The 14,567-nt window shown below is 69.5% G+C and carries 14 protein-coding genes; 4 read left to right on the top strand and 10 right to left on the bottom strand.

The annotated features are described in order from the left end of the window. Positions 1-184: 184 nt before the first annotated feature. A complete protein-coding gene (locus tag ACFFCN_RS02735) occupies positions 185-1,696 on the bottom strand; it encodes an MFS transporter (protein WP_375489486.1) in 1,512 nt (503 codons plus the stop codon). 222 nt (positions 1,697-1,918) lie between these two features. Between ACFFCN_RS02735 and ACFFCN_RS02730 the strand changes: the two genes are divergently transcribed. Then, a complete protein-coding gene (locus ACFFCN_RS02730) occupies positions 1,919-2,446 on the top strand; it encodes a TetR/AcrR family transcriptional regulator (RefSeq protein ID WP_375489484.1) in 528 nt (175 codons plus the stop codon). Here ACFFCN_RS02730 and ACFFCN_RS02725 read toward each other — a convergent pair. The 3 genes from ACFFCN_RS02725 to ald are packed head-to-tail and all read right to left on the bottom strand — an operon-like array spanning position 2,425 to position 5,587. Then, entirely contained in the window at positions 2,425-3,072 is a 648-nt protein-coding gene (locus ACFFCN_RS02725) for a pyridoxamine 5'-phosphate oxidase family protein (RefSeq protein ID WP_375489482.1), read from the bottom strand. The genes ACFFCN_RS02730 and ACFFCN_RS02725 overlap by 22 nt on opposite strands. After that, a complete protein-coding gene (locus ACFFCN_RS02720) occupies positions 3,069-4,439 on the bottom strand; it encodes an NAD(P)/FAD-dependent oxidoreductase (protein ID WP_375489480.1) in 1,371 nt (456 codons plus the stop codon). The genes ACFFCN_RS02725 and ACFFCN_RS02720 overlap by 4 nt, the downstream gene beginning before the upstream one ends. Positions 4,440-4,471: 32 nt before the next feature. After that, complete coding sequence (ald, locus tag ACFFCN_RS02715; RefSeq protein ID WP_375489478.1) at positions 4,472-5,587, bottom strand: alanine dehydrogenase; 1,116 nt, start codon at positions 5,585-5,587, stop codon at positions 4,472-4,474. Positions 5,588-5,678: 91 nt separating this feature from the next. Here ald and ACFFCN_RS02710 point away from each other — a divergent pair, with 91 nt between their 5' ends. Continuing rightward, on the top strand, positions 5,679-6,191 hold the full coding sequence (locus tag ACFFCN_RS02710; protein ID WP_375489476.1) for an Lrp/AsnC family transcriptional regulator: 513 nt from the start codon (positions 5,679-5,681) through the stop codon (positions 6,189-6,191). A 19-nt stretch (positions 6,192-6,210) separates the two neighbouring features. Here the strand turns inward: ACFFCN_RS02710 and ACFFCN_RS02705 are convergent, their stop codons facing one another. Continuing rightward, positions 6,211-7,080, bottom strand: coding sequence for a hypothetical protein (locus tag ACFFCN_RS02705; RefSeq protein ID WP_375489474.1), 870 nt, complete (start codon positions 7,078-7,080; stop codon positions 6,211-6,213). A gap of 95 nt (positions 7,081-7,175) precedes the next feature. Here ACFFCN_RS02705 and ACFFCN_RS02700 point away from each other — a divergent pair, with 95 nt between their 5' ends. Continuing rightward, a complete protein-coding gene (locus tag ACFFCN_RS02700; protein ID WP_375489472.1) occupies positions 7,176-7,769 on the top strand; it encodes a hypothetical protein in 594 nt (197 codons plus the stop codon). Between the two features lie 3 nt (positions 7,770-7,772). Here ACFFCN_RS02700 and ACFFCN_RS02695 read toward each other — a convergent pair whose 3' ends face one another. The 5 genes from ACFFCN_RS02695 to ACFFCN_RS02675 all read right to left on the bottom strand — a co-directional run bounded on the left by ACFFCN_RS02695 (position 7,773) and on the right by ACFFCN_RS02675 (position 12,808). Continuing rightward, on the bottom strand, positions 7,773-8,732 hold the full coding sequence (locus ACFFCN_RS02695; protein WP_375489470.1) for an NAD(P)/FAD-dependent oxidoreductase: 960 nt from the start codon (positions 8,730-8,732) through the stop codon (positions 7,773-7,775). A gap of 61 nt (positions 8,733-8,793) precedes the next feature. After that, positions 8,794-10,200 carry an aspartate aminotransferase family protein gene (locus tag ACFFCN_RS02690; RefSeq protein ID WP_375489468.1) on the bottom strand — a complete coding sequence of 469 codons (1,407 nt, stop codon included), beginning with the start codon at positions 10,198-10,200 and terminating at the stop codon, positions 8,794-8,796. Then, complete coding sequence (locus ACFFCN_RS02685) at positions 10,197-10,685, bottom strand: Lrp/AsnC family transcriptional regulator (RefSeq protein WP_375489466.1); 489 nt, start codon at positions 10,683-10,685, stop codon at positions 10,197-10,199. Before ACFFCN_RS02685 ends, ACFFCN_RS02690 begins: the two co-directional genes overlap by 4 nt. A gap of 66 nt (positions 10,686-10,751) precedes the next feature. Continuing rightward, complete coding sequence (locus ACFFCN_RS02680; protein WP_375489464.1) at positions 10,752-12,368, bottom strand: APC family permease; 1,617 nt, start codon at positions 12,366-12,368, stop codon at positions 10,752-10,754. Between the two features lie 161 nt (positions 12,369-12,529). Next, positions 12,530-12,808 carry a DUF2631 domain-containing protein gene (locus ACFFCN_RS02675; RefSeq protein WP_375489462.1) on the bottom strand — a complete coding sequence of 93 codons (279 nt, stop codon included), beginning with the start codon at positions 12,806-12,808 and terminating at the stop codon, positions 12,530-12,532. 79 nt (positions 12,809-12,887) lie between these two features. Between ACFFCN_RS02675 and ACFFCN_RS02670 the strand changes: the two genes are divergently transcribed. Continuing rightward, positions 12,888-14,552, top strand: coding sequence for a Rieske 2Fe-2S domain-containing protein (locus tag ACFFCN_RS02670; RefSeq protein WP_375489461.1), 1,665 nt, complete (start codon positions 12,888-12,890; stop codon positions 14,550-14,552). Positions 14,553-14,567 lie beyond the last annotated feature (15 nt).

The raw sequence follows: 14,567 nt of genomic DNA, 5'->3' as shown, positions 1-14,567 counted from the left end.
CCACCCCACCCCCCCCGTGCCCCCCACCCCCCCCCCCCGCCCGGGGGCGGGCGCCCCCCCCCCCCCCCCCGCCGCCGTTCGTGTATCGGCGTGCCGCCGTTGCTCGTCGAACAGGCTCGACCTAACTGGGCGGAGCGGGTCCGGGTAAGACCGAACCCGATGTCGCTGCCGCTTCTGGTGATCCCTATTTCGCGTCCGCAGGCTGTGCGGCCTTGGTGCGGATGGCGAAGGTGACCAGCAGCAGCGTGCCGGCGAGGAACGCCGTCGCTACCCAGAACGCGTGGTCGGAGGCTACGACGAAGACCCGGCGTGCCGCCTCGGCGCGACTCAGGCCCTTCGGTAGATCGGCCGCAGCCGACGTGCTCGACGCGCCGAACACCGTCACCAGCACCGCAAGGCCCAGCGAGCCGCCGACCTGCTGCATGACGTTGACCAGGCCGGAGGCGGCACCCGCGTCGCGCGGCTCGACGCCGGACAGCGCTGACGTCGTCAGCGGGACGAACGCCAGACCGTTGCCCAGGCCGAAGACGACCAACGGGCCGGCCAACGAGCCGTAGCCGCTGTGCTCGCCCAGCTGGCTGAGCCAGAGCATGCCGAGCGTGGACAGTGAGATGCCGACGATCATCAGCCGGTGTGCGCCGATGCGTTCGACCAGCACGCGAGAAGACAGTTGCGTGGCGCCGAAGATCACCGCGGTCAGCGGAAGGAACGCGAACCCGGTGACGAGGTCGCTGTAACCGAGCACTCCACGCAGGAACTGCGTCAGGAAGAAGAACATGCCCATCATTCCGGCCACGAGCAGCAATCGCGCCACGTAGGCGCTCGCCCGGTTCCGGTCGGCGAACAGGCGCAAGGGAGTGATCGGTGAACTCGCGCGGGACTCGATCAGCACGAACGCGGCGAGCAGGGCCACGCCGACTGCGAAGGCGGTGACCGTCGCGGCGTCGCGCCACCCGTCGCTCGCCGCGTGCACGAAGCCGTAGACGAGCGAGGTCATGCCGAGCGTGGACGTCAGCGCGCCGGCGAGATCGAAGCGACCGTGCTGACGTTCGGTCTCGGTCAGCAACGGCCGGCCGAAGACCAGGAGCACCGCGCCGATCGGCACGTTGACGAAAAGCACCCACCGCCAGGACGCGTACTCGGTCAGCACGCCGCCGGCGATGAGGCCGAGCGCGCTGCCACCGACGGACACCGCGGCGTACAGCCCGATCGCGCGGGTGCGCTCGCGGGCGTCGGGGAACATCGTCATCAGCAGTGCCAGCGCCGACGGCGACGCGAACGCGCCACCGATGCCCTGCACGACTCGTGCGGCCAGCAGCTCGCCGGGGTTCTGGGCGAATCCGCCCGCCAGCGAGGACACCGTGAACAAGGCGATGCCGGCGAGGAACATGCGGCGGCGGCCGAGGATGTCACCGGCCCGCGCGCCGAGCAGCAGCAAGCCGCCGAAGGCGAGCGTGTAGGCGCTCACCACCCAGGACAGGCTCGCCGCGGAGAAGCCCAGGCTGCGGCGAATGTCGTGCAGGGCGATGTTCACGATGGTCACGTCGATGACCACCATCAGCTGGCAGGTCAGGATGACCGCCAGCACGAGATTGGGGCGTTGGGCCGGGCGGGGGAGTCGCCACGTCCGGCGACCGGCACGGGCGGCAGCGTCGGCGGCGGGGTTCGATGTCGGGGACTGGGTTTCGATGCTCACGAGCAGGACCTCTGTGTAGTACCGTGGGTGTAAGCGGAAGGTTCCTCCGGAACCGACGTTACCGGAGGTTGCCTCCGGTTATCAAGCGAATTGTGAGGGATGGGCGTGTCGCGCTCGACGTCCGCAGTTGCCGGATCGGCGCACGCCGCGGACACGGCGGATGACGCCCCGTCTGTCGCGCGCCCGCTACGCGCCGACGCCCGCCGCAACCGTGACGCCCTGATGAGCGCCGCCGCGCAGCTGTTCACCGACCGCGGCGTCGACGTCCCGCTCGAGGACGTCGCCCGGCAGGCAGGCGTGGGCATCGGCACCCTCTACCGCCACTTCCCGACGCGCGATGCGCTCATCGAGGCGGTGTACCGGCACGAGGTCGAGACGCTGTGCAGCGGCATCGACGAGCGGATCGTCGCCGACACCGAGCACCCCGACCGCGCTCTCGAGGCGTGGATGGGCGATCTCGCCGCGTACGTCGCCCGCAAGCGAGGCATGGCGATGGCCCTCAAGGCGGTGCTGGGCGCCGACTCGGCTCTGTTGACCGAGAGTCATAACCGGATCTCGAGCGCGCTCGGTCAGCTGCTCGACGCCGCGGTCGCGGCCGGCACCGTCCGGGCCGATGTCGACCCCAACGACCTCATGCGCGCAGTCGGCGGCATCTGCATGGCCACCGACACGCCCGGGTGGCGCGACCGCACCGGGCGGCTGGTCGGCCTGTTGATGGACGGCCTGCGCTACGGCGCGTCCGGCAGCTGACGCAACGAGGCCGGCGCCGCGATGCCGGCGCGCAGATCCGGCGCCGGGACCGGGGTGCCGCGCCGCGTGTGCATTGGCACCACGCCGGCCCAGGCGTCCCCGGCGATGTCGGCGTCCTCGTCGTCCGGCCAGCCGTCGGAGATCTTGAGTGACCACTGCTCGATCGGCATCGACAACACCAGCGTCGCCGCGAGCTCACGCGGCCACGGGCGACGCACCTCGGCTGCCCGGCCCGGCAGCATCGCGTCGGTCAGCACGTCGAGCGCGGCCGGCTTGTCGGCATCGCGCACCGCGCTGCACGCGCCGAAGAGCACCGCGCTGCGGTAGTGCAGCGACGATTCGAATGTCGAGCGGGCGACGACCAGCCCGTCGAGCGCCGTGACGGCGAGACTGGTCGGCGCGCCCGCGGCCAACGCGCGCATCCACGGTGAGCCGGTCGAACCGTGTGCCAGCACGTGATCGCCGTCGCGCGCGATCGCGGTCGGGAACACCACAGGGTGCCCGTGCCCGTCGGTGACGGCGAAGTGCCCGACGAACGTCGTGTCCAACAGCGCATGTAGAGCAGCGAGTTCGGTGCGCTGCTTCGCGCGCAGCCGGGTCACCTGGGTGCTGGGGCCTTCGGTCACCGGCCCATCATCGCGTTGACGGCACCGACCGTGCGGGAGGGGCGGCGCCCGGCGGCCTCGGCGTGGTCGGCCCACTCCATCGCACGCAGGCCCAGGTTCGCGCCCAGCCAGCGCAACGGTTCCGGCTCCCAGGAGCGCGAGCGGTGCCCGACCCACGGCAGCGACGTGCGCTCCGTGTCCCGATCGGTGATCAAATCGGCCAGCGTCTGCCCGGCCAGATTGGCCGTTGCCACCCCGTCGCCGACGTAACCACCGGCCCAGGCGAGCCCGGTGTCGGAGTCATGGCCCACCGACGCGTGCCAGTCGCGGGCAATCCCGAGCGGGCCGCCCCACCGATGAGTGATCCGCGCAGAACGCAACACGGGGAACAGCTCGTGCAGCGTGCGCTCGAGCGCGTCGAACACCCGTGGCTCGCGGTCGTACGCGGGCTCGATGCGTGACGACCAGTGGTACGGCGCGCCACGCCCGCCGAAGACCACCCGCCCGTCCGCGCTGCGCTGGCCGTAGATGATCAGGTTGCGGTGGTCCGCGAACGTCTCCCGCTCACGCAGGCCGATCTGCTCCCACATGGTGTCCGGCAACGGCTCGGTGGCGATGATGAGCGAGTAGACGGGCACCAGCGCGCGGCGCGAGCCCGGCAGCCGGGCCGTGTAGCCCTCGGTGGCGCGCACGACCGTCCCGGCGCGCACCCTCGCGAGCGCGGTATGCACCGTGTGCGGCTCGATGCGCGTTGCTGTGGACCGTTCGTAGATCGTGACGCCGCGTCGCTCGACCGCGTCGGCCAGGCCACGGACCAGCTTGGCCGGCTGCAGCACGGCGCAATGTGGGGTGTACGTGGCGCCGAGTACGTCCGTGGCGGCGAGCCGTGCGCCTGCGGCGTCGGCATCGAGCAGGGAGATGTCCAGCCCGAAGTCGTCGGCCTCGGCGACTTCCGCGCGGGCGCGGTCGAGCTGGGCGGTGCTGCGTGCCACGACGACGGTGCCGCCGAGCGCGATGTCGGCGTCGATGTCCTGCTCCGCGGCGACCCGGAGCACCTCACGTACGGCGCCGCGTTGCGCGCGGTACTGCGCGACCGCAGCATCGTGGCCGGCTTCTTGGGCGAGCGTGGCCGCGCTGACCGGGAACAGCGCCGAGCACCAACCGCCGTTGCGCCCGGACGCGCCGAACCCGGCGACCTGCGACTCGAGCACGACGATGCGCAGCGTCGGGTCGAGCTCGTGCAGGTAGTACGCGGTCCACAGGCCGGTGAAGCCGGCCCCGACGATCGCCACGTCGGCCTCGACGTCACGGGCCAGGGGGTGCCGCGGCTGGAGCGTCGCAGGGGAGAGTTGGTCGAACCACAGCGAGAGATCGCGGTAGGAACTCACGTCTTCAGCACCACTCAACGCGGTGGGCCGGGTCAGGTCAACACGTCCGTGAGCGCGACCGACTGGTAACCGTGCGCCTGCGCGACCGGCTTGTTGGTCAGCTGACCCTCGTGCGTGTTGAGTCCGTGGGCGAGCGCTTCGTCGCGGCGCAGGGCATCGCGCCATCCGCGGTTCGCGAGCTCGACGGCATAGGGCAGCGTCACGTTGGTCAGCGCGAAGGTGGACGTGTGCGGGACGGCGCCGGGCATGTTCGCGACGCAGTAGAACAGCGAGTTGTGCACGGGATAGGTCGGCTCGGCGTGGGTGGTCGGATGCGAGTCCTCGAAGCAGCCGCCCTGGTCGATGGAGATGTCCACCAACACCGAGCCCGGCTTCATCCGCGACACCAGCTCGTTGCTGACGATCGTCGGCGCCTTCGCACCCGGCACCAGAACAGCGCCGATCACGAGGTCGGCGTCGAGGACGGCCCGCTCGACCTCGAGCGAGTTCGACGCGACCGTCTGGCAGTGGCCCTGGTAGATCGCGTCCATCTGCCGCAACCGCGCGACGTTCTTGTCCAGCAGCAGCACCTCGGCCTGCATCCCGAGCGCGATGGCGGCCGCGTTCTGCCCGGACACGCCGGCGCCGATCACGACGACCTTCGCCGCGTACACGCCGGGGACGCCGCCCATCAGCGTCCCGCGCCCGCCGCCCTGGCGCATCAGGTGGTACGAGCCGACCTGCGGTGCCAGCCGGCCGGCGACCTCGGACATCGGCGCCAGCAGCGGCAGCGATCCGTCGCGCAGCTGCACGGTCTCGTAGGCGACGCCGGTCGTGCCGGCAGCGAGCAGCGCGTCGGTGCATGCCTTGTCCGCGGCGAGGTGCAGGTAGGTGAACAGCACCTGGTCCTTGCGCATGCGGTGGTACTCCTCGGCGATGGGCTCCTTGACCTTGAGCACCATGTCCGCCTCGGCCCACACGTCGTCGGCGGTGGGCAGGATCCGCGCGCCGACGGCCGTGTAGTCGTCGTTCGGGATCGCCGAGCCGACGCCCGCGTCGTTCTCGATCACGACATCGTGTCCGTTGCGCACCAGCTCGTGCACGCCCGCAGGCGTGATCGCCACACGGAACTCGTTGTTCTTGACCTCGCGGGGGACGCCGACCTGCACCGTGACTCCTCGGATTGTACTGTGCCTCCTACGATGAACGACCGGCGCAAATCCCGGTACGGGGTTGAACAAGATTCTGTAACCTGCCGGTATGGCGACGAGATCTTCGAGTGGACCCGCGTCGAAACCGCTTGCGGCGAACAGGATTCGACCGCCGCTCGACGACGTCGATCGCCGACTGCTGCGCGCGCTCGCCGCGGACGCACGGATGCCCAACAACGCACTTGCCGAGCGGGCGGGCATCGCGCCGTCGACCTGCCTGGGCCGGGTGCGCGCGCTGCGCGAGGCGGGGGTCATCCGCGGCTATCACGCGGACATCGATCCCGTGGCCCTGGGCCGGCCGGTGCAGGCGATGATCGCGGTGCGTCTGCAGTCGCATGCCCGCGGGCACATCCCTGACTTCATGGCGAAGATCGCACAACTGCCCGAGGTGCTGAACGTGTTCTTCCTCGCGGGCGCGGACGACTTCCACGTGCACATCGCGGCACACAGCACCGACAACCTGCGCGACTTCGTGGTGGTCAACCTCAGCGGCGACCCGGACGTGGCCCGCACCGAGACCAACCTGATCTTCGACCACGTGCGGGCCGGTCCGGCCCAGTGACGCGCCTCGACGGACGGTCTCAGTGACCGGAGGCGAACACCCCGGGCGGGAAGGCGCCGGCAGCGATCACCGTGCGGGACAGCTGCTTGCCCAGTTCGGTGAGCCGCTCCACCTCTGCCGCGTCGAGATTGCGCCACGGCGCGGCCGACAGCCGGTCGGTGGTCGCCTCGATACGTGCGCGCAGTGCGTTCCCGGCCTCGGTCAGCGCGCCGTCCGCAGCGAGCAGCCCGCGTTCGCCCAGCGATTCGCGCGCCGCATCCCACTCGGCGTCGGACCACCCGCGTGACTTCTTCGCCGCCGGCTCGGTGAACCCGCGGCCGGTGGCGACGTGCGTCACCTGCGCGTCGATGCCGCTGACCTCGGCGTCGAGCAGAGCTGCGACATGGCCGTCGCCGCGGAACTCGCGCAGCAGGGTGATCGCGTGCCAGAGCACGACGTGTGCCGGGCCGTCCGGCCAGTCGAGGTCGGCGTGCCCGGCGTACAACGGCCGGGCCACGGCCGGCAGGTCGCGCGTGGCGCGCTGGGCGAGGTCGGCCGCCTCGCGGACCGCGTCGCTGTCGGCCTCGGCACCGAGCAGCCGCCCCAACGCGCGGTCGACGGCGCGGTAACGGGCGGCGAGCACGTCCGCGGGCGATGCCAGCGTCCACGCGTGCGGGATGAAGTGCGCGACGAGTGACGGGTTGAAGTTGTAGAACGCCGCCGTCGTGACGCCTGCAGCCACCGCACCCATCGGGGCCGAGCGGCTCGCGAAGTAGCCCATCCGACCGGGACGCAGGCCGGCCGCCGTGAATTCCTCGTCCGCCTCCGGGGCGAAGTAGATCAGCGCGTGCAACGACTCGAGCGAACGGTGGACCCGGGCCACGGCCGCGGCGGGAAGGTCGGTCGGCATGGGCGCCACCCTAGATACGCGGCGCGACGGTGAACCGGACGGGCGGCTGTTCCGTGGTGAAGTACAGACCACCGGTCGCGACCTCGGGAGACGTGATGCCGACCCAGATCAACGGACTGCCCGCGCACGTCCTGCTCATCCACGTGATCGTTGTGCTGGCACCGCTCGGTGCGCTGTTCACTGTGCTCAGTGCGGTGTGGCCCGCTGCACGCCGACGCATCGGCATCGTCGGGCCGATCACCACCGCGCTGGTTCTCGTGTTCACCCCCATCACGACCAATGCCGGCGAATGGCTCGAGCACAAGCTGGAGGCCAACGGGGCGAACAAGGCGATCGAGAAGCACGCGGACCTCGGCGACACCTTCCTCTGGTACGCGATCGGGCTGTTCGTCGTCTCGGTGGGCGTCTGGCTGTGGGGCCGGCGGCGCGACGCCGTCGCCGGCCCGGTCCGCACGAAGACGACCGGTGAGGCTGCGGGCGACGACGCCGCCGAACGCGCGGGCGGCGGCACCGCCACGCTGGTGCGGACGGACCGCCGGACCGCGCCGGAGTCGACGGGCGCACGGGTCACAGCGTTCGTCGTCGGCTTCGTGTCCGTCGCGGTGTCGGTGCTCGTCGTGTGGCAGGTGTATCGGATCGGCGATTCGGGCGCGCACGCCGCATGGGACTACGTGCACCACCTGAAGTAGGGCTCAGCCCGTCAGCCGGCCGGCCAGTTCTGCGCCGAGACGGTGGCCGGAGAGCCACGCGGACTCGACGCGCGGTGATCCGCTCGGGCACCACGAGTCGCCGCATACGCCGACCGGCCCGTCGGCGGTGTCGAGCAGTGCATACGCCGCGTCGCCGTGCGTGCCGGTCGGCTTGGCGTCACGCCAGTCGCGAACCGCGGTCCATTGCGGCGGCGCGTCGACGGCGAGGACACGACGCACTGCGGTGAGCATCGGCTCGATCGCGGCCTGCGGGTCCTCGGCGTGCTGTCGGGCGAGCTCCGGCGTGCTGTGGGCGACGAGCACCGGAGCGCCGTCGCCACGGCGGGCCCCGTCGTCGGCGATCAGCGCGATGTGCGGGTCGTCGTTGACGAAGGCGGCGTCGAGATCCCACGAGCGCGTGGGGAATGTCGCCGCCACGGCGATCACCGGGTCGTAGGCGACCGGGTCGAACTCGTCGGCATCGGCTCGGCCGCCGAGAATCCGCACCGCCTGCGGATCGGGCATCGCCAACACGACGGCGTCGCAGGCTACGGCCACATCGGATACGCCGCGTACCTGCGCCGTGAGCTCGACGTCGATGCCGCTCTCGCGAAAGACGTGGGCCGCGAGTGTCGCCAGTCCGCCCGGTGCCGCCCAGCGCATTGGCCCGGACTTGCGTTGCCGACCGTCCTGGCTGATCGCGTCGAGCGTGTCGGTCCACTCCCGGGCCAGCCCGGCGCGCTCCCAACCCGCAGCGGTATCGGCGAAGTCGTTGTCGCCGACGGTGAAGTACGCGGCGCCGAGGTCGACGCGGCGCCCGTGCAACGACGGCGCGGCCAGCCGGCCACCGATCTCGTTCTCGCGCTCGCGCACCACGACGTCCAGGCCGTGCGCGACCAGCACCGATGCGCAGGCCGCGCCGGCGATCCCGGCGCCGACCACGACGACCTGCGCACGGCTCACGGGCTCAGCCTGCCCCGGGGCGCGATGCGCTATCGCGAGCGAACGAACCGACCCGAAATCCTCAGATGCGCTGCCACGCCTCGGTGAGCACCGACCGCAGGACCTGCTCGATCTCGTCGAACTCCGGTTGCCCGATGATCAGCGGGGGTGCGAGCTGCACGACCGGGTCGCCGCGGTCGTCGGCGCGGCAGTAGAGGCCGGCCTCGAACAGCGCCTTCGACATGAAGCCGCGCAGCAGACGGTCGGCTTCCTCGCCCTCGAACGTCTCCTTGGTGTTCTTGTCCTTGACGAGTTCGATGCCGTAGAAGTAGCCGTCGCCGCGGACGTCACCGACGATCGGCAGGTCGGTCAGCTTCTCCAGCGTGGCGCGGAATGCGCCCTCGTTCTGCAGGACGTGCTGCGCCAGCCCCTCGCGCTCGAAGATGTCCAGGTTGGCCATCGCGACCGCGGCAGACACCGGGTGGCCGCCGAACGTGTACCCGTGCGGGAAGGACGCGCCGCCGGTCCAGAACGGCTCGGCGATGCGGTCGCTTACCAGGCAGGCGCCGATGGGGGAGTAGCCGCTGGTCAGCCCCTTGGCGCACGTGATCATGTCCGGCACGTAGCCGAACTTGTCGCAGCCGAACATCGTGCCGAGCCGGCCGAAAGCGCAGATGACCTCGTCGGACACCATCAGCACGTCGTGCCGATCGCAGATCTCGCGCACCCGCTGGAAGTAGCCGGGCGGCGGCGGGAAGCATCCGCCGGAGTTCTGCACGGGCTCGACGAAGACGGCGGCCACAGAGTCCGGGCCCTCCATCTCGATGGCCCGCTCGATGTCGTCGGCCGCCCAGCGGCCGAAGGCTTCGAGGTCGTCGCCGTGCTCCGGAGCCCGGTAGAAGTTGGTGTTCGCCGCCTTGTGCGCTCCGGGCACGAGCGGTTCGAAGACCATCTTGGCCTCGGGGATGCCGGTGATCGACAGCGCGCCCTGCGGTGTGCCGTGGTAGGCGATCGAGCGGCTGATCACCTTGTGCTTCATCGGCTTGCCGACGAGCTTGAAGTAGTTCTTCGCGAGCTTCCAGGCGGTCTCGACGGCCTCGCCGCCGCCGGTGGTGAAGAAGACCTTGTTGAGATCGCCGGGGGCGTGCGACGCGAGGCGGTCGGCGAGTTCGATCGCCGGCGGATGCGCGTAGGACCACAGCGGGAAGAACGCGAGCTTCTTGGCCTGCTCGTAAGCGGCGCGAGCGAGCTCCTCGCGGCCGTGCCCGGCCTGCACGACGAACAGCCCGGCGAGGCCGTCCAGATAGCGGCGTCCCTCGGTGTCGAAGATGCGCGCGCCCTCGCCGCGCACGATGGTCGGCACATCGGCGTCGGCGTAGGTCGACATCGAGGTGAAGTGCATCCACAGGTGCTCCCGCGCGCGTGCCGAGAGATCCGTGGTGTCGAAACCGGTACCTGACGTCTCGGTCTCGATCGGTGTGGTGGTCATGTCCGTTCTCCGTTGCGGGCGTAGATCGCGCCCCAGTTGTAGGTCTGCTTGACGAGCTTGAGGTAGAGGAACGTCTCGGTGCGGGTCACGCCGGCGATCGCGCGGATCCGGCCGTTGACCAGGCGCAACAGGTGCGCGTCGTCCTCGACCACGACCTCGACGATCAGGTCGAACGAGCCCGCCGTGATGACGATGTAGTCCACCTCGTCGATGCCCGCGAGTTCGGCCGCCACGGCCTCGAGATCACCGGTGGCACTGACGGCCACCATTGCCTGCCGGGCGAGCCCGATCTGCATGGGATCGGTGACGGCGACGATCTGCATGGCGTCGGTGTCGAGGAGCTTCTGCACCCGCTGGCGCACGGCCGCCTCCGACAGCCCGACGGCCTTGCCGATGCTGGCGTAGGGCCGGCGGCCGTCTTCCTGCAGCTGCGCGATGATGGCACGTGAGACGTCGTCGACCTGACCGGCGGATGCCGGTTTCACGGCTATACGCCCCTCTCGACCATTGATTTCGTGCTGTTCAACCGGTTTGACAGCAGAATCCGCACATCATAACCGTCTACCGGTGGTCGGCGCGACGGCTTCGACCGGCGTGCCGGCCGCGTCCGGGTCGGGGACCATCGTCGGCGTGTCCGCGTTGAGCGTCTCGCCGCGGAAGAACGCCGGGGCGACCGCGCGCCAGACGAACATCAGGATGACACCGACGACGAAGGTGCCGACCCCGAGCAGGAACACGCCGCCGATGTACCAGTGCGGCGAGAACGGCATGTGCCAGACCGTGTAGCTGGTGGTCACGCTGCTGAACACCCAGTCGTCCTTGATGCTCCAGACCAACGCGAAGAACAGGATGAGTCCACCGAGAAGCGGAATGAGTCCTTGGAACAGGAAGTTGCGCGGGCTACTGGTCAGGTTGTGCCGGTAGTACCACGCGCAGGCGAAGCCCGTCAGGCCGTAGTAGAACGCGATCATCATGCCGAGCGCGGACACGCAGTCGGAGATGACGTTGCCGGCATTGGCTGTCGAGTTCAAGATTGCGTAGAGCAGGATCGACACGCCGCCGAAGGCAAGGGTCGACACCGTCGGCGTGAGGTTCTTCTTGTGTGTCTTCGCGAATGCCTGCGGCAAGGCCTTGTAGACGGCCATGGACAACGAGGTCCGTGCCGTGGGCAGGATCGTGGTCTGCGTCGACGCGGCGGCGGAGGTCAGCACCAGGAACAACAGCAAGTGCGTCATCGTCGTGCCGTAGGCGCCGGTGCCGAACACCGCGTGGCCGAGCGGGCTGAAGATGTCCGACTGGTGGTTCTCGTTCAGTAGCCCGATGCCCTTGTCGCCGAGACCGGCGAACGACTGCGACGACAGGGTGAGCAACGTGTAGGTGCCCAGCAGCAGGAAGGTGGAGATCACCGCTGCGCGCCCGGGCGTCTTGGTCGGGTCCGCGGTCTCCTCGTTCACCGCGACCGCACTGTCCCAACCCCAATAGATGAACAGCATCAAGATCAGGCCGCGGATGAAGCTGGAGAAGTCCGGGATGTCGAACGGGTTGAACCACGACCATGACGGGTCGATCGCCTGCGGGCCGGCGGTGTTGTTGCCCACCTTGACCAGCGCGGTGACCGCGAAGATCAGCAACACGATGATCTCGATGACCAGGAAGAACTGCTGCAGCTTCGCCGACAGCTCGACGCCCACGTAGCAGATGTAGGTCATCACGATGATCCACAGCACACCGACCAGCAGCACGCGGCCGTCGGTCGGGTGCTCGCCGATCTTGGAGTTGAAGAGCAGGAAGACATACTGCCCGGCCACTTGCGCGAGGCTGGCCATCACCAGGATGTCCGCGGCGAGGATGCCCCAGCCGCCCATCCACCCGGTCTTGGGCCCGAAGGCGCGCGTGGCCCAGGTGAAGGTCGTCCCACAGTCCGGGTCGGCCTTGTTCAGCTCCTGGTAGCCGATGGCAGTGAACAGCATCGGCACGAACGCCAGGATGACGACGATCGGCGACTGCACGCCGACGAAGGCGACGATGAACGCAAGGGTGGCAGCGAGGCTGTACGCCGGTGCCGTCGACGCGACGCCGACTACGACGCTCGAGGCGAGCCCGAGGGCCCCGGTCTTGAGGCCCTTGCCCTCGAGCTCGGTGGACGACGACAAAGCGGCGGTGGTCAAGCGGGCCCCCCGGGGGTACTGGCGACTGTGTTGTGCGTTTATCGCAGCATGTGGGCCCGTACGCAATAGTTTCCGCTGCGTTACGGCTGTGAATCAGAGGATTCCGCGGATCGAACGGCTTGCACCCCGCGGAGGGACGACCGGTCGTGGGCGGATCGGCGCTATTTGCGCCAGGCGTTGCGCCGCTGCCGCCGCAGGTAGACCTCGCCGACGACGATGCCGCCGGCGGTCAGCCCAAGGAACAGCGTGCCCTGCAGGTTGTAGTGCGTCGTCGTCATGAGCAGCAGCAGCAGCACCACGACGACCCAGCCCGCGACAGCCGTCGCGCGGCCCCACTCGCCGTGCCAGCCCCAGTCCTCCGGATGCTCGGTCGGGTGGTCGGCCTTGTAGTCGTCGGGCAACGTGAGATCGGGCTGCTCGCTGTGTGGATTCAGGGCCACCTGAGTCGCTCCTGTTCGACGTGCTGGCCGGCGGGTCTGCTTCATTCTGGCATCCACGCTCCCGGATAACGTTGGCACCATGCGCATCACCGGGTTGGGTCACGCGAGTGTGTTCGTCGAGACGGCGCACGGCACCGTGCTGACCGACCCCTGGGTCAACCCCGCGTACTTCGGCTCGTGGTTCCCGTTCCCGGACAACTCGCTGCTCGACTGGGAGCGGTTCGGGCAGGCGGACTACTTGTTCGTGTCGCACCTGCACCGTGACCACTTCGACCCCGAGCACCTGCGCAAGGTCGTGTCGAAGAAGACGACGGTGCTGCTGCCGCGTTATCCGACGTCGGAGCTCGAGGACGCCCTGCGCGACTGCGGATTCACCTCGTTCGTGTCGCCGGAGAACGGCGAGGTCACCGAAGTCGACGGCCTGCAGGTCATGATCCAGTCACTGACGTCGCCCACCGACGGGCCCATCGGGGACTCGTCGCTGTGGATCAACGACGGCAGTCAGACGTTGCTGAACCAGAATGACGCGCGCCCATCGGAACTGACCGCGTTCACCGAGCTCGGCCCCGTCGACTCCTACCTCGTGCAGTTCTCCGGCGCGATCTGGTTCCCGATGGTCTACGAGTTGCCGGTGCGGGCGAAGCAGGCGATGGGCCGCACGAAGCGCGAGCGGCAGTTCGACCGGACGCTGCGCTACATCGAGGAATGCGGCGCGCGCTACGTCTTCCCGACAGCGGGACCGCCGTGCTTCCTCGACGAGGAACTGTGGGGGTTCAACGACATCTTCGGCGACGAGTCGAACATCTTCCCCGACCAGCCCAGCTATCTCGACTACCTGTGTGAGAAGGGGCATGACGAGGGTCGGCTGCTGCTGCCGGGCTCCGTGGCGGCCGCCGACGAGCCGGGCTGCCCGGTCGAGCACCCCTACGACCCGGCGACCGTCTACGCCGACAACGAGACCAAGACGGCCTACCTGCGCGACATGCAGGCGCGGCGGATGCCCGAGGTCGAGGCCGCCAAGGCCGGCTGGGCGCACCCCGAGATCGACATCCTGACTGCGCTCAAGGAGTGGTTCACGCCGCTGCTCATGGAGGCCGAGCACATCGCCGGCGGGATCGACGGCGGCGTCCGGTTCACCTGCGAGGACGCCCAGCGCGGCGACGTCGACGTGTTGATCGACTTTGCCGGCGGCACGGTGCGCGCGTACAACGGCGAGAAGGTGCGATACCGGTTCCGGACCAGGCGCGCCTACCTCGAGCAGCTGATCGCAGAACACGAGATCGACTGGGTGAACTCGCTCTTCCTGTCCTGCCGGTTCTCCGCCCAGCGCATCGGGCCGTACAACGAATTCGTATACGTCTTCTTCAAGTGCCTTTCCGAGGAGCGGCTCAACTACGCGGAGGGGTGGTTCGCCGAGCAGAACGCGACCGAGGCCGCCGAGACCATCACCATGTCCGACCCGCAGGGCAACGGCTGGGAGATGCAGCGCCGCTGCCCGCACCTGAAGGCGGACCTGTCGAAGTTCGGGGAGATTGCCGACGACGGCAGCAACGGCGCCGTGCTGACCTGCCAGATGCACGGCTGGCGATGGCGGCTGCGCGACGGGAAGTGCCTGAGTTCGGTGGGCAACCAATTACGGTGCGCGCCGGCCGGCGAACCCGTGCCGGGGGAACCGATACCTGCGGTCGAGCATCGCGACCATCGCGACCAGCACGACGACGAGTCCCTCACCGCGGAGGCCTGAAGCGCACCGGCACCC

The sequence above is a fragment of the uncultured Jatrophihabitans sp. genome (genome assembly GCF_964246335.1).
GTDB lineage: Bacteria > Actinomycetota > Actinomycetes > Mycobacteriales > Jatrophihabitantaceae > Jatrophihabitans.
Note: the sequence above shows the minus strand (reverse complement) of the source record. Positions and strands in the feature narration are given on the sequence as shown.

Bases quoted from the DNA above. Each gene is read 5' to 3' on its own strand.
- ACFFCN_RS02700 (WP_375489472.1), top strand. From the start codon at position 7,176: ATGCCGACCCAGATCAACGGACTGCCCGCGCACGTCCTGCTCATCCAC.
- ACFFCN_RS02730 (WP_375489484.1), top strand. From the start codon at position 1,919: ATGAGCGCCGCCGCGCAGCTGTTCACCGACCGCGGCGTCGACGTCCCG.
- ACFFCN_RS02710 (WP_375489476.1), top strand. From the start codon at position 5,679: ATGGCGACGAGATCTTCGAGTGGACCCGCGTCGAAACCGCTTGCGGCG.
- ACFFCN_RS02690 (WP_375489468.1), bottom strand. From the start codon at position 10,200: ATGACCACCACACCGATCGAGACCGAGACGTCAGGTACCGGTTTCGAC.
- ACFFCN_RS02670 (WP_375489461.1), top strand. From the start codon at position 12,888: ATGCGCATCACCGGGTTGGGTCACGCGAGTGTGTTCGTCGAGACGGCG.
- ACFFCN_RS02705 (WP_375489474.1), bottom strand. From the start codon at position 7,080: ATGCCGACCGACCTTCCCGCCGCGGCCGTGGCCCGGGTCCACCGTTCG.